The organism is Bacillus sp. FF-1 (assembly GCF_028548245.1).
In the GTDB taxonomy this organism is placed as follows: domain Bacteria; phylum Bacillota; class Bacilli; order Bacillales; family Bacillaceae_G; genus Bacillus_A; species Bacillus_A paranthracis.
This window is the reverse complement of the sequence record NZ_JAQQGG010000009.1, coordinates 43,266-65,437: the sequence shown is the minus strand read 5'-3', so window position 1 is coordinate 65,437 and position 22,172 is coordinate 43,266. Positions and strand designations below refer to the sequence as shown.

Sequence of the window (22,172 nt, the reverse complement as noted above, 5' to 3'; positions counted from 1 at the left end):
ATTATGGTATAATATTCTTGTCACAATACTAAGGGGGATTTTATGTTATCAAAAAAATTGCACGACGCACTAAACGATCAAATGAACTTTGAATTTTACTCTGCCCACGCTTATATGGCAATGGCTGCTTACTGTACGGCGGAGAGCTATGATGGATTCGCTAACTTTTTCCTTGTACAAGCTGAAGAAGAACGTTTCCACGCAATGAAGCTTTACAACTACATTAATGACCGCGGTGAGCGCGCTATTATTACTGGATTTGATAATCCAAATAACGAATATGACTCTGTACTGAACGCTTTTGAAGTGGCACTTGAGCACGAGCGTGAAGTAACGAAACGTATTTACAACCTATCTGATATCGCCTGGGATGAGCGTGAACACGCAACAATTACATTCTTAAAATGGTTCGTCGATGAGCAAGTAGAAGAAGAAGCTTCATTCGATAGCATCATCCAAAAATTAAAACGTATTACAAGCGATTCAAACGCATTATTTATGCTAGATGCTGAATTAGAGAAACGTACATTTACGCCTCCAGCTGAGTAGTATTTCAATCACCTTAATGAATGGATTAAGGTGATTTTTTTATTTCTTCTCTAAGTTGAATAACCCTCGCCACATCCTTTTTATAGAGCCCAGAAACCATTTCAACAAAGTCACTATGAGTAAAAGTTCCATCTCCTTCTTCTACTATACTCAAATGTCCATGTATAAATTTCAAAAACGCTCTAGCATCTTCTCCAGTTAAACGATTAATGTTATCTATAACCTCATCAAATTCCTTTAAACTATTCTGTTCTTTCACTCTAATTCCCCCTCTCCACACTATTTATCATACCAAAATAAAAAAGCCGTTCATCCCTCTAGGCGAGAGATAAACGACCTCTTTACTATTTATTAAAGCATAACCCCAACGATAACCGCTGATAATATACTTACTAACGTTGCACCGTATACAAGTTTTAATCCGAATGATGATACAACGTTTGCTTGTTTGCCATCGATACTCTTCGTTGCACCTGCGATAATTCCGATTGATGAGAAGTTCGCAAATGATACAAGGAAGATAGATAAAATACCTACTGTACGAGCTGATAAATCACCAGCTACTTTACCAAGGTCAAGCATTGCAACGAATTCGTTCGTTACTAATTTCGTTGCCATAATTTGTCCTGCTGTTAGCATCTCTGATGTTGGGATACCCATTACGAATGCTAATGGTGAGAAAATGTATCCTAAAATGCTTTGGAATGTGATTCCGAAAATTGAATCGAACACACCATTAATTGCTGTAATTAATGCTACGAAACCAATTAACATCGCCGCTACTGTTACAGCGATAGAGAAACCAAGCATAATATATTCGCCTAACATTTCAAAGAATGTTTGCTTTTTATCTTCTTGTAATTCTAAAATGTCGTCTTCTTCTTTCACGTCATATGGATTAATAATATGAACGATAATGAATCCACTAAATAAGTTTAATACAAGTGCCGTTACTACATATTTTGGATCAATCATTTTCATATAAGAACCGACAATTGACATCGATACTGTAGACATGGAAGATGCACAAAGTGTGTATAAACGATTTTTCGGTAATTTGCTTAATTGATCTTTTACTGTAATGAATACTTCCCCTTGACCAACAATCGCAGCTGCTACTGCATTATATGATTCTAGTTTTCCTAAACCGTTCACTTTACTTAATAGGAAACCGACTGCACGAATGATAATCGGTAAAATTTTAATATGTTGTAAGATCCCAATTAGTACTGCTAAGAAAATAATTGGTAATAATACTGTTAAGAAGAATGGTGCTTGTCCATCATTTGCTAGACCACCAAATACGAAATTAACCCCTGCTTCCGCAAATTTTAAAATAGCGCCAAACCCATCTGCAATCCCTTTTACTAATACAAATCCGACTTTTGTATTCAGTAAGAAATATGCAAGTACCAATTGAATGACAAGCATAAGTGCAATTGGTTTATATTTAATTTTCTTACGATCTGAACTGATAAGGAAACCTAGTACAAATACTACAAGTAAACCGACTAGAAACATTACTATTTTCATATGTGAATCCTCCACTTCTCCCACGAGTTATTGGTCGTATAACGTATAACGAATGACGTCTGACCATTGATGTTAAAAAAATTTAAAACCCCTAAATACTATTCAACTGTTATCTAAAATCAGTAAGCGTTTACATAAATTGCAATTTATTAAAGGTAGCCTCTTCTCTCCTACCATACTTGAAAGTCTGAAATTGATACCACCTACAAATCAAATTGTAAGCGTTATCTAACTGAAAAGCAATATAAATTTAAAAAGATTTTTATATGTTAATATATTCCTAATTAATTGGTTTTTCTATGCAAATTTACCATAAAAAAATAGCCCTAGCTATGAGCTAGGACCATCTTTTTTATAACATAACACCAACGATAATCGCTGATAAAATACTTACTAATGTCGCACCGTACACAAGGCGTAGACCGAATGATGATACAACATTTGATTGATTTTCATCGATACCTTTCGTTGCACCTGCGATAATTCCGATTGATGAGAAGTTCGCAAATGATACAAGGAATACAGAAAGAATACCAACTGTACGAGCTGATAAATCACCAGCTACTTTTCCAAGATCAAGCATCGCAACAAATTCGTTTGATACTAATTTCGTTGCCATAATTTGTCCCGCTGTTACCATCTCTGCTTGCGGGATACCCATTACGAATGCTAATGGTGAGAAAATGTATCCTAAAATAGCTTGGAATGTAATACCGAACATAGAATCAAACAAGCTATTGATTGCTGTAATCAATGCTACGAAACCAAGTAACATCGCTGCTACCGTAATCGCGATTGTGAAACCAAGCATAATATATTCGCTTAGCATTTCAAAGAATGACTGTTTTTTCTTATTTTCTAATTTCAGTGTATCTTCTTCTTCTGTAATATCGTACGGGTTAATAATATGAATAATAATGAAACCACTAAATAAATTTAATACAAGTGCTGTTACTACATATTTTGGTTCGATCATTTTCATGTAAGAACCGACGATTGACATCGATACTGTCGACATGGAAGATGCACATAATGTATATAAACGATGTTTTGGGATTTTACTTAATTGATCTTTTACTGTAATAAATACTTCCGCTTGCCCAACAATGGCAGCTGCTACTGCGTTATATGATTCTAATTTTCCTAGACCATTTACTTTACTTAACAACGTACCAATAGCACGAATAAATATCGGTAAAATTTTAAAGTGTTGCAGAATTCCAATTAAAACGGCAAAGAATACGATTGGTAATAACGCTGTTAAGAAGAATGAAACCTCTCCTTTATTAACAAGGCCACCAAATACGAAAACGATTCCAGCTTCTGCATATCCAAGAAGCGCGCCAAATCCATCTGAAATTCCTTTTACTAAAATATAACCAACTTGTGTATTTAATAAGAAATAAGATAATGCTAGCTGAATAATAAGCATAATTGCGATTGGTTTATACTTAATCTTCTTTCGATCGGAGCTTATAAGAAAACCGAGTACAAATACAACGAGTAATCCTACAAGAAACATAACAAACTTCATTAATAAAATCCTCCATTTAACTCTTCATTAACGTTGAACGTCTGACCACTCAAAACAAGAAATAATCCGAACTTTCCATTTCTCCTCCAAAACCTTCAATCGTATAGGAAAAATCATAAAACCTCTTGTTTCAAAGGCATTTTCCATTCTAACATAAATTACAACTCATATCCGCACTTTTCTTTAAAAAATTACATTTTATTATAAAACACTCATTAATGTTCGTCTTTTACTACCGACAAATATCTGGATAAAACAAAAAAATGAGCATCAAGTTTCACTTGATGCTCACCTCATTATACCGCTTTTTCTTTCTCTGCTACTTGCTCTTCCCAGCACTCTGTATTTTTCAGGCCTGGAATTGAATTCGCATAGAAGACTGGATCTTTTCCTTGTTTCTTTTGCTTTACGTAATCTGATAACGCTGCAAAAGCATACTTAGAAAGGAATACGATTGCAACTAAGTTAATAACAGCCATAATACCCATGAATAAATCTGCTAAATCCCAAACGATTTGAATTGTTGCGACAGACCCTAACATAACCATACCAAGTACAGCAATGCGGTAAGCTGTTAATAGCACTTTACTTCCATTTAAGAACTCAATATTTGTTTCACCATAGTAGTAGTTACCTACTAATGAACTAAATGCAAACAAGAAGATTGCAACTGCTACAAATATAGAAGCCCATGGACCGATATGTTGACTTAACGCTTGTTGCGTTAATTGAATACCATTTAAATCAGCTGCATTATGCACATCTGATAAAAGAATGATAAATGCTGTACAACTACAAATTAATAATGTATCTGTAAATACCCCTAAAGTTTGAATGAAACCTTGTTTAACTGGGTGCGTTACGTTTGCAGTCGCAGCTGCGTTCGGCGCACTACCCATACCTGCTTCATTTGAGAATAATCCGCGTTTTACCCCTAATAAAATCGCAGCACCTAATCCCCCGCCTACTACTTCTTTAATTCCGAAAGCATGTAAGAAAATTTCTTTAAATACATACGGAATTGCCGTAATGTTTGTTACAACAACGAATAATGCTACTGCTACATAAATAATCGCCATTACTGGAACAATCATTTCAACCGCGCGTGCAATTCGCTTTACTCCGCCGAAAATAATAACTGCAAGTAGACCAGCCATTACAAGACCTACTAATCTACTATCTGTTTTGAATGCCCCATCAAAAGCAGCTGCTACAGTATTAGATTGTACAGCGTTAAAAATTAATCCGAAACTTACTGTTATTAATACAGAGAAAATAGCTCCAAGCCAGCGCTTATTTAAACCCTTTTCCATATAATACGCTGGACCACCACGGAACGTATTCCCATCTTTCACTTTATAAATTTGCGCTAATGTGCTCTCGACAAATGCAGAAGCACCCCCAATTACCGCGATTAACCACATCCAAAATACTGCTCCTGGGCCACCTGCTGAAATTGCAATAGCTACACCAGCTAAGTTACCAGTACCTACACGAGAAGCTGTACTCATACAAAAAGCCTGGAATGATGATACACCACTCTTCTCTTTTTGTGCTTTCCTCGTTTTCGAACTCGCCCCATCCCCAAGCAATCGAATCATTTCACCGAAGTAACGAACTTGGACAAATTTCACACGAAATGAAAAGTAAAGTCCTAACCCAATTAACATCGCAATAATGATATATGACCAAAGGACATTATTTATATCCCCAATTACCTTAGCTAAAAAATCCATAATTGCATTGCCCCCTCTTCCTAACAATAAGAAAATTATATTCTAAAAACTCTTAGTAATCAAGAACTTTATGTTAGGTTTTCTAACATAAGTAAGTTAACTTACTTAACACATGTGTTTTTTTACGCAAAATTATAACTAGTACGCGCATTTATCCAATACTAAATCACTCATCCTATGTGACCAGCCATACCTTTAAGACAGTACGTTCCCTACAAATAATATGAGAAATGAACAAACAAAAATTATATTAACAATTACCTCTCATCCTTTTCATCCTTTACTACAACAAAAAAGGCGAGCATCGAATTCAACTCGATGCTCGCCTTTTCATTTACACTGCTTTTTCTTTATCCGTTACCGCTGACTTATCCCAACACTCTGTATTCGTTAAACCAGGAATAGAATCTGCACGGAAGACTGGATCTTTTCCTTGTTTCTTTTGCCTTACATAGTCTGCCAATGCCGCATACGCAAATCGGCCAAGAAGTGTAATCGCAATTAAGTTTGTGATTACCATTAGACCCATAAATAAGTCTGCCATATTCCATACAACTTGAAGCGTCGCAACAGAACCGAATAATACCATTCCCACTACCGCAATACGGTAAATTGTTAACCAAGTTTTACTTTGTTTAATGAATTCAATATTCGTTTCACCATAATAGTAGTTTCCTAAAAGTGAACTAAACGCAAATAAGAAAATAATAATCGCTAAGAAGCTACTTGCCCATGGGCCAATTTGTGAACTTAATGCATTTTGTGTTAGTTCAATACCTTCTAAATTCGTTGCTTTATATGCACCAGAACATAGTACGATAAATGCTGTTGATGTACATACTAAGAATGTATCTACTAATACGCCAATTGTTTGAATAAAACCTTGTTTTGCTGGATGCGTTACATCAGCTGTTGCTGCCGCGTTCGGCGCACTACCCATACCTGCTTCGTTCGCAAATAATCCGCGCTGAATACCATATTTCATCGCAGCACCGATACCACCACCTACAGCTGAATCTAAACCGAATGCACCTTTAAAGATTTCTGTAAACACATCTGGTATTAAATAGAAGTTTTTAATGACAACGAAAATAGCTACCGCAATATAAATAAGCGCCATTGGCGGAACAATCATTTCCGACATACGTGCGATACTTTTTACACCACCAAAAATAATAACTGCAACTAATACAGCTAATACAATCCCAACAATATAACGTTCTAAACCAAATGCATTTTTAAACGCTAATGTAACTGTATTTGCTTGTACTGAGTTGAAAATTAAACCGTAACTAACTGTAATAAGGATAGAAAACCAAATTCCCATCCAACGTTTATTTAAACCTTTTTCCATATAATAAGCAGGACCACCACGGAAGCCACTGCCATCTTTTACTTTATAAATTTGGGCAAGCGTACTTTCTACAAAACTTGAAGACGCCCCAATAATCGCAATAACCCACATCCAAAATACTGCTCCAGGTCCTCCCATAGAAATCGCTAAAGCTACCCCAGCTAAGTTACCGATACCAATACGGGCTGCTGAACTCATACAAAATGCTTGGAAAGAAGATACACTACCTTTTTTACGCGTCTTTCCAGTTAATCCATCACTCATTAATCGAATCATTTCCCCTAAATGAGTAATTTGTACGAATTTCAATTTAATAGAAAAATAAAGACCTAAACCAATTAACATTGCAATAAGAATATACGACCAAAGAATTGTATTCGTCGATGAAACGAATTGTTCCAAAATATTCATACAATTAACCCCTCCTTTTCTCCATAAAACGAATTATATTTAAAAAATATTTAAAAATCAACATTTTTCGACAATTTTCGATTTCCAAATATTAGAGGTTTCATGACTCCTCTTTTTAGCAAATGTACATACTAAAACAAAAAACAAATTCCTAAACAACCCATTGACAAAAATACCAATCTGTAACTATAATGATTACAACAGGTTGTAACAAACCTAATTACAATACATTCATTCACTTTCAGATATACACTTTAACAAAACACTTTGGAGGGATTTATTATGAAAATCGGAATTATTGGAGCAACTGGTAAAGCAGGAAGTCGTATTTTAAAAGAAGCATTGGATCGCGGACATGAAGTAACTGCAATCGTAAGAAATGCTGCAAAAATTACAGAAGAAAACGTAAAGGTTTTAGAGAAAGACGTATTCTCTCTTACATCTAACGACTTACAAGCATTCGACGTAGTTGTAAATGCATTCGGCGCTCCAGCAGGCGAAGAACACCTTCACGTAGATGCAGGAAACGTACTTATTGAAGCTATGAAAGGTGCACCAAATACAAAATTACTTGTAGTTGGCGGCGCTGGAAGCTTATTTGTAGACGAAGAGAAAACAACACGTGTATTTGAAACGCCAGGTTTCCCAAAAGAATACCTTGCAACAGCTCAAAACCAAGGTAAAAACTTAGAAATTCTGCAACAAACTAACGATATTACTTGGACATTCATCAGCCCTTCTGCACTATTCGCATTAGGAAAACGCACTGGTTCTTATACAGCTGGTAAAGACAACCTTCTTGTGAACGCAAAAGGTGATAGCTACGTAAGTTACGAAGACTTCGCAGTAGCAGCACTTGATGAAATCGAAAATCCAAAACACGTAAACGAACGCTTCACAGTTGTTTCTGAAGCTGAATAATAAAAAAAGCTCGTAAAACATAGTGTTTTACGAGCTTTTTATTATTGTACTTGTTCTAAACCATTTGGAGTAATCTTGAAGGAAATCTCTTTAAATTTCTTCGCATCTCCTTTTCCAAGTAACTCACCAGTTTTATACCAACTTAAACGATCAGATTCTGCATGATACACTTTTATCGTATCCCCATACTGGAATGGCGTACCGTTTACTTGCTCAGCAAAATTCTTTGAAGTTTCTTGTCCTTCTGCTGTTACATGTTTTTTCTCTTTTCCATTTCCATCATAAATTGTAAGACCTATATACTGTTCATTTACAAAACGGTAATGGATCGTATCATTTGTAAATGTTGCATGTAATTTCTTTTCATCATGGTTTAATGTAACAATCGAACGCGTTACATTGGACACACCTTGATATACTATACTATCTCCATATGTAACTTCTACAGGAACTTCTGTCACTTTCTTATTTCCAAAGCGATCTTTCGTTTCTACTTTCGCTGTTTGTTTACTAATCTTCGATGTATCTAGCATCCCTACAAAACCGACTACTTCTCCACCTTTTACTTCAACAAACTTCTTCGCATCTAATGTTTCACTGTTTGTTCCGATTACCACTTTTTGTGGCAACGCTTTTACTTCTTGCTGCGCTCCCATTTGTTCAAAACCTTGCGTTGTCACTTTAAAGAACACTTCGTTAACACCATACTTCGCATCAATGAATTCATTCTTTTTATACACTTTAAAACGATCAAATTCTTTTTGATAAATTTTTACTATATCACCATATTCAAAGGCCATACCGTTGAATTGTGCTGCAAATTCTTTTGTATTTTCAGATGCTCTTACTGATAAAGCTTTCTTTTCTTTTCCATCTTTATCATATACATTCATTCCCATATACTTCTCATCTGCAAATGAAGTATGCATTGGACCTTCTGAATCTGTTGTACTGAATTTCTTTTCTTCATGATTTAATGTAACAATCGATTTAATATTCGTTCCGTCGTGCCATGTACCGAAGAACATAATGCTATCTCCGTAAATCACTTCTACTGGCACTTCTGTTATTTGCTTATTTCCGAAACGATCTTTCGTTTCTACTTTTACTGTTTGTTTACCGATTTTTGTTGTATTTGGTTTCTCCGCAAATCCAACTACTTCTCCGCCTTTTACTTCAACAAAGTTTTTCGCATCTAGCTTTTCAATTTCTGTTCCGACTACTACTGTTTGTGGCTTTGCTGTTACTTCTTGTAGCATGTCCATTCTCTCAAAACCTTTTTCTGTCACTTTGAAGAATACTTCTTTCGTTCCTTGTTTCTCACCTTGACCAATAAGATTGTTATTTTGATACCATTTCAAACGATCTGGTTCCGCATGAAATACTTTCACTACATCTCCATACTCGAACTGCATACCATTCACTTGCTTCGCAAAGTCCTTTGAAGTTTCTTGCCCTTCTGCTGTTACATGTTTTTTCTCTTTTCCTTCTCCATCGTATAACGTCATTCCCATGTATAGCTCTTTATTAAAATATTTATGGATTTGACTATCCATATCAGTCGCATGGAATTTCTTATCATCATGCTTTAAAGTTACGATTGAAGCAATGTCATTGTTATATCCCACATATGCGATACTATCTCCATACGTCACTTCTAATGGTACTTCTGTCACTTTCTTATTTCCGAAACGATCTTTCGTTTCTACTTTTACTTTTTGTTCACCGATTTTTGTTGTATTTGGTTTTTCTACAAATCCAATTACTTCTCCATCTTTCACTTCAACAAAAGCTTTTGAATCTAACTTTTCAACATCTGTTCCGACTACTACTTGTTGCGGTTTCGCTGTTACTTCTTGCAACATATCCATTCTCTCAAAGCCTTTTTCTGTCACTTTGAAGAATAGTTCTTTTGCCCCTTTTTTCTCACCTTGACCAGTAAGGTTATTATTTTGATACCATTTCAAGCGATTCGGTTCTGCGTGGAATACTTTCACTACATCTCCATACTCGAACTGCATACCATTCACTTGCTTCGCAAAGTTCTTTGAAGTTTCTTGCCCTTCTGCTGTTACATGTTTTTTCTCTTTTCCTTCTCCATCATATAACGTAATCCCCATGTATAGCTCTTTATTAAAATACTTATGAATTTCGCTATCCATATCAGTTGCATGGAATCTCTTCTCTTCGTGCTTTAAAGTTACGATTGAAGCAATATCATCGCCATATCCTGCATATGCAATACTATCTCCATAAACCACTTCTACTGGAACTTCTGTTACTTGCTTATTTCCAAAACGATCTTTCGTTTCTACTTTTGCTGTTTGTTTTCCGATTTTCGTTGTAGTTGGTTTTTCTACAAAGCCAATTACCTCTCCGTCTTTCACTTCAACAAAGTTTTTCGCTTCTAGCTTTTCTACTTCTGTTCCGACTACTACTGTTTGTGGCTTTGCTGTTACTTCTTGCAATGATTTTACTCTTTCAAATCCATTTTCAGTAATTTTGAAGAATAATTCTTTTATTTCTTTGTTTTTCCCTTCTCCCACATATAAACCTTTTTGATACCAATGTAAACGTGAAGACTCTGCATGATATACTTTCACCACATCACCATATTCAAATGCTAGCCCATTTAATTCCTTGGCAAAAGCTTCTGTATTCTCCAAGCCTTTTACCGCTACATTTTTCTTCTCTCTTCCTTCTTTATCGTACAGCGTGAACTCAAAATACTTTTCATCTTTAAAGTAATCGTGAATTAAATTTTTTGTATCTGTTGCACTAAATGTTTTCGTACCATGATGTAGAGTTACGGTTGACTTCAAGTCTCCCCCCCAGGTATAGTTCAATCCATATACAAGTAGGCTATCCCCATATCCAACATTCACTACAACTGGAATGAAATTCTTATTTCCTTTTCCATCTACAATTTCTACTTTTACAGTTTTTTCTCCAACTTCAGGCTTATCTTGCATAATCACACCTGTTGTCTTTACACCTTCTCCTAAATTCTGTACAAGTTCCTTTGCTTTTTCCTCATCATATGTAGTACCGATTACTATATTTTGTATTTTTTCATTATTTGGCTCGCCATATGGAGCTTCGTATAACTCAATTTGTTTTTCACGAATTGGATTACTATCTGTAGATAACCAAATTTCTTTTTCTAATTTTGGTAAATTTAATTTTGCAATTTTTTCTCTTGTAGCATCATTTGCACTTAATCCCCATTTATCAAAGAAAGGAATTAAATTTTGTCCTGCCACTTTTGACGTCATATAAATAAACATCTGCTTTTTCTCTTCATCCGATTTAGGCCGTTCCGTATCATGTAACAAACGATACATTTGATGTAAATTCGGATAGAATTGATCCCCATAGGCTAAATGCAACTGCCAAAACATAACTAATTTCTCAAATTCATTCATCTTTTCTTGTGCATCCGGTTTACCTAAATAAGCAAATGCAGCTTCATAGCGCCCCTCTTGCTCTAACCTTGTTTTATGCCCGAATGTAGTTTGAACTGCCAAAGAATAAATATTAACGGTTACTTCTCCAAGTCCATCCCATAACCAAGTTTCTTGTTGATGTTGATGTCCAACTTCATGCCAAGGCCCCCATCCATCATTAGTTAACTCTTCTAGATTTAGTACTGACCCTAAATTGCCTTTACTATAGGCTGTTCGATAATAAGTCGCATACATATAATCGTCTGTATACCAGTCTTCAACAAAATGAATGGAATGTTTACCTTGATTCGCAACACCCGCACCATCTTTTGATAAACCTGATATCTTATGTTCTATATTAATTATTTCATCGTGCTTCTTTAATAGCGCAGCTGGATCTTCTTGCTTCAAATGTTCCGCCACAGTTTCAGGATGCATAGTTAATAAACTATTTTCTCCCTTCATTTCTATTGCATATGGATCAGGGTTTTCTGCCAACATACGCTTCCAATCTTTTGTCGTATGCTTTCCTAAAATAAATAAAGGATTTGGTGTACCACCTTTTTTCACTTTAGCGACTACTTCTCCTGTGTTGTGATAATTGTAAAAGTATAATAGTCCCCCATTTGAAGAAGAAATTTTATTCTCACCAGGATGTAAATTGAATTGTTTAGGTTCTTCCTTTTCATAAGAATATGTACCAATATAAGCTTTAATCTGTTGAGTCCCTTCTACTTGAATAACTACTTCTTCATCTGGCTTTACATAAATGCCCGTTGGTTCATAAGGAGAAAAACTCATTCCCCGCTGATGCAACTCACGCATCCCTTCTACATCACCTTTTGGCAGCAATTGGTACACTCGCTCTTCTTGCTGTTTCTCCTTGTCTTCAACTGCCATCTCTGCATACACCTTAGGTAATTCAAGTCCATATGGCGTTAACAACGTAGCTAAACAAATACCAGCTACTAATACCCTACTCTTTTTCTTCTTCGACATAATCTGTGTCCCCTGTTCCTTTATTTAGAAAAACCATCCTATATATTTATTTAATGAAAAATCCTATTATTTTTATAAAAACATGTAATAAATAGACGAATACCTCGCGCACCTGTATCTATTACTACCGCATTTCCCTCCATGTATTCGCTTTCTTACTTTGTAAAATTTTTATGTAATATGTCCTCCTCACTTCTCTCTATTTGTGATGAGTTCTATTCGTACATAAAAAGAGAATAGCAAAAGATATCATTATAGTATTGTCATCTATACATCTAAAAATAAAAATAGCAATAGAATCTTATATTTTCTTCATATATGACCATCTATAGGTAGTTTTTCCAACTGAATTGTACATGCTTTCTACTTTGTTTGATAGCCTTTTCAATTAGAATAATGTTACAATTTTGTGAATTTAATCAGTTAATCTTAACGTTCGGATTTTATTATATTTGAATATCTTTCACAACATAAAAACAATGTTTTATTTGGTTAATAATTATCTTGATATAATTTCATGTTTCATAGATAAAAAGCATTGGTGTTAACCAATGCTTTTTATCTTACCTTTTATATTGATTCGGTTTATGCGGTTCGTTTGGAGTATGTGGTTTATTATTATCATGACCATTTCCTTTTTTCCAACTCACTGATAACTCCGGACTTGTTTCTTCTTCACTACGCTCAAGTAATACAACTGCATTTTGAATTGTTGGTGTACCTTTATGCGCAATGCCTTGTAGCTTCGTTAATTTCCCGATTACTTTAAAGCTAAATCCACCAGCTGGTGTTTGTTTCGGAACTAAAATGCGGAACTTTTCTCCTACATTAAATTCCGTTTTTGCTTCGCCTTTTTCATTTACAAATTTCGCTCCCGCTGGTGCACCTGTTGCTTGCACTTTATACGTTCCACTTTTTGCATTTGTTTCTACTGTATATAAGCCTGTTTCAAAGAAATCATTTTTCAATACTGCTTCTTGTTCTTCTGTAGGAGTTACACTCATTGTAATTTCTTGTAACTCTTCACTAGCACTTGCTTTTGCAACGATATCTTTCGTTACCTTTTCTACATTTTTATTGCGGAAATCTAAATCATTAATATCGATTTGTTTTAACGCATTCCATACTGCAAGCTGCGTTGCATAATGAGCTTCTCTCCAATCAGAAACACCTAATTCTTGCGGGCTCTTTTGTGGATATCCATTTAATAATACACGGTATACGTTAATATCCACTTTCCCCATTTCCGGTAAATCTTGACCGCTTGGAGATTTTAAATCTACATTTAAGCAAAAAGCAATTTTGCCATCTGCCGTTTTAATAAGCTCTGTTCGGATTGGTTTCTTCTTAGACTTACTGTAACTCCAATCCATTTGATACTTTGTATGGTCCATGACTTCTGCGAATGCTTTTTGAAGCGGGAATAACACAAATAAAACACTTAAAAACATAACTAAAAGTTTGAACGATTGCTTTATATTCATGTTTACAGCCCCTTATAACAAACTTGATACTAAGTAGTATTTATTTAGAAACTATTTTTATGCAAAAAAAAAAGAGTGCTTTTACGCACTCTTCTTTCTTACCCTAATCTTAGAAATCGAAGTTATCAGGATCTGGACCAACGCGGTGATTTTGGTTTAACGCATCGATTTTTTCCATATCTTCTTTCGTTAATTCAAAGTTAAATACATCAGCATTTGCAATGATACGGTGTTCTTTCGTTGATTTTGGAATTGTGATTACTCCATTTTGAAGATCCCAACGTAAAATAACTTGCGCTGTTGTTTTGCCGTGTTTCTCAGCAATCTCTTGTAATGTTTCGTTATCTAATAATTGACCTTGCATTAATGGTGACCATGCTTCCATTTGAATACCTTGTTCTTTACAGAAAGCTTGTAGTTCTTTTTGTGTTAAACGAGGGTGGTATTCTACTTGGTTAATCATTGGTTTAATTTCTGCATCTTTCATTACATCTTGTAAGTGATGGATTTGGAAGTTACTTACACCAATTGCACGTACGCGCTTTTCTTTATAAAGTGTTTCTAACGCTCTCCACGTATCTTTATATTTTCCTTCTGAAGGCCAGTGAACAAGATATAAATCTAAATAATCTAGTCCTAATTTTTTTAGACTCTCTTCGTATGCAGCGATTGTTGTTTCATATCCTTGGTCTGCGTTCCACACTTTTGAAGTGATGAATAAATCTTCTCTTGAAATACCAGTTGCTTCGATACCTGCACGAATTCCTTCACCTACAGCTTTTTCATTTCCGTAAATTGCAGCTGTATCGATGCTGCGGTATCCTGCTTTAATCGCTGATTTTACAGCTTCTACAAGTTCTGGTCCTTCTTCTACTTTAAATACACCTAAACCGAACCAAGGCATTTCTACACCGTTATTTAATACTGCTTTACTTTGTAAGTTTTTCATTTTATTTTCTCTCCTTTTATTTTACTTGATCTCTTTTTTCTAATGTCATGCTCCACGCTGTTAAAATAACAGCGGCTACTACCATAAGACCGCCTACCCAAGCCGTATGGATTAATCCTAACGAATTCGTTACAAGGCCACCTATATAAGAACCTAAAGCGATTCCTCCGTTAAATGCGGCAATATTAATTGCTGAAGCAACATCAACCGCACTCGGAACAAAGCGCTCTGCCAATATAACTACATATACTTGTAGCCCCGGAACATTCATAAATGCGAATAGTCCCATGAAAATAATTGTGATTAATCCAGCTACTTTAAATGGCGCTGTAAATGTTAAAACAAATAGTATAATCGCTTGAATTAAGAACATGTAAAATAGCGCTCGGATCGGATTATGATTCGATAATTTTCCGCCAACCATATTCCCTATCGCAATTGCAATTCCATACACTAATAAAATGATGGTAACGGTACTTGCTTCAAACCCTGTTACTTCTTGTAATAGTGGTGATAAATACGTAAATGTTACGAACGTACCGCCGTATCCAAGTGCAGTAATAATGAAAACAAGTAACAGTCTTCCATTTTTAATTAGTTTGAATTGATCACGAAACGATACAGGTACACCATTTTTTAAATTAGATGGGACGAGTATACTGTTTGCGATAAAAGCAATAATTCCAATTACGACAATCGCCATAAATGACGCTCTCCAGCCAAATTGTTGACCGATAAACGTTCCAATTGGTACACCTGTAATAGTCGCAACTGTTAATCCAGTAAACATAATCGCAATGGCGCTAGCACGTTTATTCTCTGGGACGATTGCGGCCGCAATTGTAGATCCTATCGACATAAACACACCATGTGCAAACGCAGATACAACCCTTGCGATAATTAATATAGTGAAACTTGTTGCTACTGCCGCGATCCCATTACCAATAATGAAAATAACCATAATCCACATTAATAATGTCTTTCTCGACATACTAGCCGTTAGCGCTGTTAAAACAGGAGCCCCTACTGCCGCACCTAATGCATATAGGGAAACAGTTAAACCAGCTGTTGTAACAGAAACATTTAAATCTTTTGAAATAGATGGTAATAAACCGACACTAATAAACTCGGTCGTACCAATCCCGAACGCACTAATTGCTAGTGCTAATAAAGCAAACATACTTCTTCGATTCGTCTGAACTTCCGAAGATGGTACTGTATATGAACTCAATTGAATTCCTCCTTATTACAAGAAATCCAATCATAATAGTGCGATAAAAAGGCCCTTTTATCTTCTAAAAAAAATATTTAATCTCTACAAATGCTATTATGAATGGTTTCATTCTTTTTTTGAAGAACGCACTTTAAAGTACGATAGGCACCAAAAAGTAACATAGTCACTTTTGAGTACCGTACTACTCATTTGCCTCTTACATGTGCTATTATGAAACATATTTAACATGATAAAAAGTACGTACTTTAAAGTGCTATAGGTACTAAAAAGTAACATTTGTATGATTTAACTTATTTTACTCACAATGGGAGGGTTTCATATGAAGCAATACAATATTCCTGTAGAGGCAACTTTAGAAGTTATCGGCGGCAAATGGAAAGTTGTTATCCTTTGTCACTTAACGAAAGGTACAAAGAGAACGAGTGAATTAAAACGCTCAATGCCTGGTATTACACAAAAAATGTTAACACAACAATTACGTGAATTAGAAGACGACGGCGTTATTCAAAGAAAAGTATACAACCAAGTCCCGCCAAAAGTAGAATATTCTCTTACTGATTACGGTTGGTCTTTAGAATCCATTCTTGATTCTCTTTGTTCTTGGGGCGAATGCCATCTTGAAAAAGAAGGTAAGACATCGATGCTAATTGCGGAAGGTGAATAATAGGAAAAAGGAAAAAACGAACATGAATTTGTTCATTTTTTCCTTTTTTTCTTATTATATATGTACATTTCTAATTGAAACAAAATATTTTATACGCTTTCATACCTTGTCAGTACTACGTTATACGCTCGATATGAAATAATTAGGAATCATTTTTATGTTAACATAGGTGTATATAGTATATAATATAGGATATATATTATATACACTTTCCGGTAACGGAGCTTTTCCATTATGCGGACAAGCCATATATCGGACAGTTCATAAATAATAAGTAAGACGTTATGGTTTTAGATTTATGTTTGCAGCTTACTTGCTGTCATAAATTTAAAGGCATTTTATTGTGTTTTGTGAAACTTTGTATAAAGTTTCGTAACCGTTTACTATCTTACTTATCAAAAATAAGAGTATTGCTATCGTAAAGGAGAATTGGAGATGCCAGAAACTATGACTCAAACAAAGCCAGAACAAGAAACTGTACAAATTTCTGCTAGCCAAGGACAACTTGATGTACTTGATCAGTTGTTAAAACCTGAGGTACAAGAATCATTAACAACACTAGTAGAACAGCTTCCAAAGCTAACTGAGCTTGTTAACATTTTAACTAAGTCTTATGACTTCGCTCAAACTGTTGCTACTGATGAAGTATTAAAAAGCGACACTGTTGGTGCAATCACAGAGCTTGTAGAACCTGTAAAAGATACAGTGAAAAGCATGGCTGCTACTGCAATCGAAGCGAAAGATCGTGCTGACGAAAGCAACGAAGTTATCGGCCTATTCGGTCTTTTAAAATTACTAAAAGATCCACAAGCACAAAAAATGTTCCGCTTTGTGAACGCATATCTTCAAATTAGTGCAGAACGTAACAATAAATAAGTTAACTTATAACAACAATTAGTAAAGACGGGGGATATCATACTATGTCAAAACAAATTGTCATCTTAGGCGCTGGTTATGGCGGTCTTCTTGCCGCTTTAAACGTACGTAAATATTACAGCAAATCAGAAGCACAAGTTACAGTGATTAACCAATACCCAACACACCAAATCATCACTGAACTACACCGCCTTGCAGCTGGTAACGTGTCTGAGCAAGCAGTTGCAATGCCACTTACAAAGCTTTTCAAAGGTAAAGATATCGATCTAAAAATCGCAACAGTTGAGTCATTCTCAGTTGATAGCAAAGAAATCAAACTAGCTGGCGGCACTACTTTATCTTACGATGCACTTGTAGTTGCTTTAGGAAGTAAAACTGCTTACTTCGGTATTCCAGGACTAGAAGAAAACAGCATGGTATTAAAATCTGCTGCTGATGCAAACAAAATCTACAAACACGTTGAAGATCGTATTCGTGAATACGCGAAAACGAAAAACGAAGCTGATGCTACAATCGTAATCGGTGGTGGCGGATTAACTGGCGTTGAGCTAGTTGGTGAGCTTGCTGACATTATGCCTAAACTTGCAAAAAGCCACGGCGTAAATCCAAAAGAAGTGAAACTTCTTCTTGTTGAAGCAGGTCCAAAAATCCTTCCAGTATTACCAGACCACTTAATCGAACGTGCAACTACTAGCCTAGAAGCACGCGGCGTTACATTCTTAACTGGTCTTCCTGTAACAAACGTTGCTGGTAATGAAATCGACTTAAAAGACGGTCAAAAACTTGTTGCTAACACATTCGTTTGGACAGGCGGCGTACAAGGTAACCCACTAATCGGTGAATCAGGTCTTGAAGTAAACCGTGGTCGTGCAACAGTTGATGCATACCTACAATCTACTTCTCACAAAGACGTATTCGTTGCTGGAGACAGCGCTGTTGTCTTCGCTCCAGACGGACGTCCATACCCACCAACTGCACAAATCGCTTGGCAAATGGGTGAGTTAATTGGATACAACTTATACGCAGCACTAGAAGGCAAAGCATTAGAAGAGTTCGCACCTGTAAACTCTGGAACACTTGCTAGTCTAGGACGTAAAGATGCTGTTGCTACAATCGGAGCAAGCAATACTCCACTTAAAGGCTTACCAGCATCATTAATGAAAGAAGCAAGTAACGTTCGTTACTTATCACACATTAAAGGTCTATTCAGCTTAGCTTACTAATCTGAATATAAGCCCGAATCATGCCCTGCATGGTTCGGGCTATTTTTATCCCACTTTAATGGGCAGTAAGACCCCCACCTCAAAATTCAGCGAAAGCAAAGCAGTTAGGTGGGGGGCGGGCTGCCCATTAAAGTCCGATTGGTGAGGGCTGATAATCAGTGGGGATGAGGAAAACCCCCACTGATTAAAGTTTCACTTTATCCGTAATTTTCTCTAACTTATTTATTCGGCAAAAAAATTATATACCCTTTAAATTTATCTAAATATACTGACTTTTTATAATGAAAGCTGTCCCGTTCGGAACAGCTCTTATTGTCGCTTTTTGTCGGTAAATCGATATATCGGGGAAATCGCTGATATATTCGGATTTGCGCTGATATATTTTGAAAATCGCCGATATGTTTCGAGTTACGGTCGATATATTCAAAAAATCGCCGATATAACTTTTAAACCTTCTTCATTATCCTAACTTCACAAGGCTGTAGTTCTTCTTCCCTTTACGAATAATAATAAATCGTCCATCAAATGAATTCTCTACCGTAACATCCGTACCTACATCCGTTACTTTTTCGCCATTCATAGAAATAGCTCCGTTATTAATATCTTCACGCGCTTGTCGTCTAGATGGTTCAATTCCTAAATCAACTAGCCATTCTACGATGTTTTTCGTCTCTTTTGAAGACTGGAATGTTGGCATTTCTTTAAAGCCTTGCTCAATTTCATCAGCTGTTAACGATTTAATATCTCCGCTAAATAACGCTGCTGTAATTTTCACAGCTTGTAGCAATGCTTCCTCTCCATGAACGAATTTCGTCATTTCTTCCGCTAATACTTTTTGCGCTTCACGTTTATGAGGCTCTGTTTCTACCTTCACTGCCAATTCATCGATGCGCTCTTTCGTTAAGAATGTAAAGTATTTCAAGTATTTAACGACATCACGATCATCTGTATTCACCCAGAACTGGTAAAACTCAAATGGTGTTGTTTTTTCAGGATCAAGCCAAACTGCACCACCTGCTGATTTACCAAACTTCGTACCATCTGATTTCAATAATAACGGAATCGTCAATCCAAATACTTTTGCTTCGTGCCCTTCTAACTTACGAATTAAATCTAAGCCACTCGTAATATTTCCCCATTGGTCACTACCGCCAATTTGCAGTTGAACATCCTCTTTCGTGTATAAATGATGGAAGTCCATCGCTTGTAAGATTTGGTACGTAAATTCTGTGAAAGAAATTCCTGTATCTAAACGACTTGCTACGATGTCCTTTGCTAACATGCTATTAATGCTAAAGTTTTTCCCGTAATCACGTAAAAACTCAATAATATTTATTTCATGTGTCCAGTCGTAGTTATTTACCATCTTCACTTCGCTATTTCCGCCAAAATCAAATAGCTTTTTCATTTGCGCTGTTAACGCATCCACATTATGTTGAACTACTTCTAACGTTTGAAGTTGGCGCTCTGATTGACGCCCACTCGGATCACCAATTGTTCCTGTTGCTCCGCCAATTAAAATAACTGGATGATGGCCAGCTAACTGGAATCTTTTCATCATCATAAACGGAATCAAATGTCCGATATGCATACTATCACCAGTCGGATCAACTCCGCAGTATAGCGAAATCTTTTTCTCTTCTACTAGCTTACGTAAACCTTCTTCGTCAGTCTGTTGATTAATGGCACCGCGCCATTCTAATTCATCAATAATGTTCATCTTTTGTCATCCCCTTTATTTTTTAAAAACAAAAAATCCCTATGTCTATGACATAGGGACGATGATTCACCGTGTTACCACCCAGTTTGTATAAATAGCATAGCTACTCATACCACTCTTAGCAATAATATCGATTGCCAATCCGCTTAGCATTACCTAAGATACTCCAGAGTGTAATTCGCAAATTTGTTTGTGCTAGGTTCCAGCATCCCCTAGCTCTCTCATTAACAGTGACAAACTGCTACTGGGCTCTTTCAACGTATGTTATTTGTTAAATTATTAGCCATTATATTGAATTGAAAACAAATTGTCAACAATACCCAAATATTATTTTAAAATAATTCGCAGTTTCATACGTATATGTTATTCTTTATCTTCTCCAATAATCCTTACTTCACGCTCTAACTTCACGCCAAATTTCTCTTCAACTGTTTTTTGTACGAAGTGAATTAAATCGATGTAATCTTGTGCTGTTCCGTTATCAACATTCACCATAAATCCAGCATGTTTTAGAGAAACTTCCACTCCACCAATTCGCTTACCTTGTAACCCTGAGTCTTGAATCAATTTACCAGCAAAGTTATTTGGTGGGCGTTTAAATACACTACCACATGAAGGATATTCTAGAGGCTGTTTTGACTCACGTTTAAACGTTAAATCATCCATTTTTGCTTTAATTTCTTCATGTACACCTTCTTCAAGTTCAAATCTCGCTTCAAGAATAATGTAATGATTGTTCGCAAATACACTCTTACGATATCCAAATTCAAATGCTTCTTTCGTCAAAGTACGTAGCTCTCCATCACCTGTCATTACGACAGCTTCTGTTAATACATACGAAATTTCACCGCCGTATGCACCTGCATTCATATATAATGCTCCGCCAACTGAACCTGGAATACCACAAGCAAACTCAAGCCCTGTTAAGTTATGTTCTAATGCAATACGTGATACATCAATAATTGCTGCACCGCACTGTGCTACAATCGTCGTTCCTGTTACAGTAACACCTGTAATATGAATTAAACTTACTGTAATCCCGCGAATTCCACCATCTTTAATAATAACATTCGATCCATTTCCTAAAAACGTAACTGGAATATTATATTTGTTCGCATATTTAATAACTTCTTGAATTTCATCATAATTTGTCGGCGCAACGAACACATCTGCTTTTCCACCAACTTTAATATGCGTATGATTCTTTAACATTTCATCTTGTTTCACATGACCTTCAGGCAATACCGTACTTAAATATTCATAAACCTCTTGCATATTCATTTTACGATTCCTCTATTTCTATATTCTTTTTATCCCGTTATACGGGCCCATAATATCCCCACATACATGAACGAACTTAAAGTGGTGGATACAGTGTACCCAAAATCAATTCGAGACACCTATTAACCTCTTAATTTATAAGAGGTGCCACTCATATTAAAATATATATTGCATAATAAAGCAACCCAAATGGGCTACTAAACTTGACATGTCATCAGAAAGACAACAATTTGTAAAATATATTACTTTTTCAAAACA

Annotated in this window: 16 protein-coding genes and 1 other annotated feature; of the genes, 5 read left to right on the top strand and 11 right to left on the bottom strand. The window is 35.8% G+C overall.

Going from position 1 to position 22,172, the window contains the following annotated elements:
* Positions 1-42 precede the first annotated feature (42 nt).
* Positions 43-549: a ferritin gene (locus PQF83_RS23625; protein ID WP_000949389.1), complete on the top strand. Its 507-nt coding sequence runs from the start codon at positions 43-45 to the stop codon at positions 547-549.
* A 25-nt stretch (positions 550-574) separates the two neighbouring features.
* Here the strand turns inward: PQF83_RS23625 and PQF83_RS23620 are convergent, their stop codons facing one another.
* The 5 genes from PQF83_RS23620 to PQF83_RS23600 all read right to left on the bottom strand — a co-directional run bounded on the left by PQF83_RS23620 (position 575) and on the right by PQF83_RS23600 (position 7,117).
* Positions 575-808, bottom strand: coding sequence for a hypothetical protein (locus PQF83_RS23620; protein WP_000664134.1), 234 nt, complete (start codon positions 806-808; stop codon positions 575-577).
* A gap of 92 nt (positions 809-900) precedes the next feature.
* Entirely contained in the window at positions 901-2,082 is a 1,182-nt protein-coding gene (locus PQF83_RS23615; protein WP_000706846.1) for a NupC/NupG family nucleoside CNT transporter, read from the bottom strand.
* A gap of 352 nt (positions 2,083-2,434) precedes the next feature.
* The gene (locus PQF83_RS23610; RefSeq protein WP_000673861.1) at positions 2,435-3,616 is read right to left on the bottom strand and encodes a NupC/NupG family nucleoside CNT transporter; all 1,182 of its coding nucleotides are present in this window, start codon (positions 3,614-3,616) and stop codon (positions 2,435-2,437) included.
* 296 nt (positions 3,617-3,912) lie between these two features.
* On the bottom strand, positions 3,913-5,352 hold the full coding sequence (locus tag PQF83_RS23605; RefSeq protein WP_000346386.1) for an alanine/glycine:cation symporter family protein: 1,440 nt from the start codon (positions 5,350-5,352) through the stop codon (positions 3,913-3,915).
* 334 nt (positions 5,353-5,686) lie between these two features.
* Positions 5,687-7,117: an alanine/glycine:cation symporter family protein gene (locus PQF83_RS23600; protein ID WP_001022943.1), complete on the bottom strand. Its 1,431-nt coding sequence runs from the start codon at positions 7,115-7,117 to the stop codon at positions 5,687-5,689.
* A 282-nt stretch (positions 7,118-7,399) separates the two neighbouring features.
* On the opposite strand from PQF83_RS23600, the gene PQF83_RS23595 reads away from it, so the two are divergent.
* Positions 7,400-8,038: an NAD(P)-dependent oxidoreductase gene (locus PQF83_RS23595; protein ID WP_000689898.1), complete on the top strand. Its 639-nt coding sequence runs from the start codon at positions 7,400-7,402 to the stop codon at positions 8,036-8,038.
* A 41-nt stretch (positions 8,039-8,079) separates the two neighbouring features.
* Here PQF83_RS23595 and PQF83_RS23590 read toward each other — a convergent pair whose 3' ends face one another.
* The 4 genes from PQF83_RS23590 to PQF83_RS23575 all read right to left on the bottom strand — a co-directional run bounded on the left by PQF83_RS23590 (position 8,080) and on the right by PQF83_RS23575 (position 16,096).
* Positions 8,080-12,483 carry a putative mucin/carbohydrate-binding domain-containing protein gene (locus PQF83_RS23590; protein WP_000038276.1) on the bottom strand — a complete coding sequence of 1,468 codons (4,404 nt, stop codon included), beginning with the start codon at positions 12,481-12,483 and terminating at the stop codon, positions 8,080-8,082.
* A 563-nt stretch (positions 12,484-13,046) separates the two neighbouring features.
* Complete coding sequence (locus PQF83_RS23585; protein ID WP_001022550.1) at positions 13,047-13,967, bottom strand: thioester domain-containing protein; 921 nt, start codon at positions 13,965-13,967, stop codon at positions 13,047-13,049.
* Positions 13,968-14,076: 109 nt separating this feature from the next.
* Positions 14,077-14,916 (bottom strand): aldo/keto reductase, encoded by an 840-nt coding sequence (locus PQF83_RS23580; protein WP_000793541.1) that lies wholly within the window; start codon positions 14,914-14,916, stop codon positions 14,077-14,079.
* A 16-nt stretch (positions 14,917-14,932) separates the two neighbouring features.
* Positions 14,933-16,096 carry an MFS transporter gene (locus PQF83_RS23575; protein WP_163262942.1) on the bottom strand — a complete coding sequence of 388 codons (1,164 nt, stop codon included), beginning with the start codon at positions 16,094-16,096 and terminating at the stop codon, positions 14,933-14,935.
* A 373-nt stretch (positions 16,097-16,469) separates the two neighbouring features.
* Here PQF83_RS23575 and PQF83_RS23570 point away from each other — a divergent pair, with 373 nt between their 5' ends.
* The 3 genes from PQF83_RS23570 (at position 16,470) to PQF83_RS23560 (ending at position 18,913) form a co-directional block, all read left to right on the top strand.
* Positions 16,470-16,814: a winged helix-turn-helix transcriptional regulator gene (locus tag PQF83_RS23570; RefSeq protein WP_000816344.1), complete on the top strand. Its 345-nt coding sequence runs from the start codon at positions 16,470-16,472 to the stop codon at positions 16,812-16,814.
* 435 nt (positions 16,815-17,249) lie between these two features.
* Entirely contained in the window at positions 17,250-17,690 is a 441-nt protein-coding gene (locus tag PQF83_RS23565) for a DUF1641 domain-containing protein (protein ID WP_001115309.1), read from the top strand.
* Between the two features lie 44 nt (positions 17,691-17,734).
* Positions 17,735-18,913, top strand: coding sequence for an NAD(P)/FAD-dependent oxidoreductase (locus PQF83_RS23560; RefSeq protein WP_000043203.1), 1,179 nt, complete (start codon positions 17,735-17,737; stop codon positions 18,911-18,913).
* 460 nt (positions 18,914-19,373) lie between these two features.
* Here PQF83_RS23560 and tyrS read toward each other — a convergent pair whose 3' ends face one another.
* Positions 19,374-20,633, bottom strand: a complete 1,260-nt coding sequence (gene tyrS, locus PQF83_RS23555; protein WP_001021076.1) for a tyrosine--tRNA ligase — start codon at positions 20,631-20,633, stop codon at positions 19,374-19,376.
* Positions 20,634-20,684: 51 nt separating this feature from the next.
* Positions 20,685-20,900 (bottom strand) — a binding site (T-box leader).
* A gap of 96 nt (positions 20,901-20,996) precedes the next feature.
* Positions 20,997-21,914 (bottom strand): UDP-N-acetylmuramate dehydrogenase, encoded by a 918-nt coding sequence (gene murB, locus PQF83_RS23550; protein WP_001057091.1) that lies wholly within the window; start codon positions 21,912-21,914, stop codon positions 20,997-20,999.
* Positions 21,915-22,172: the final 258 nt, after the last annotated feature.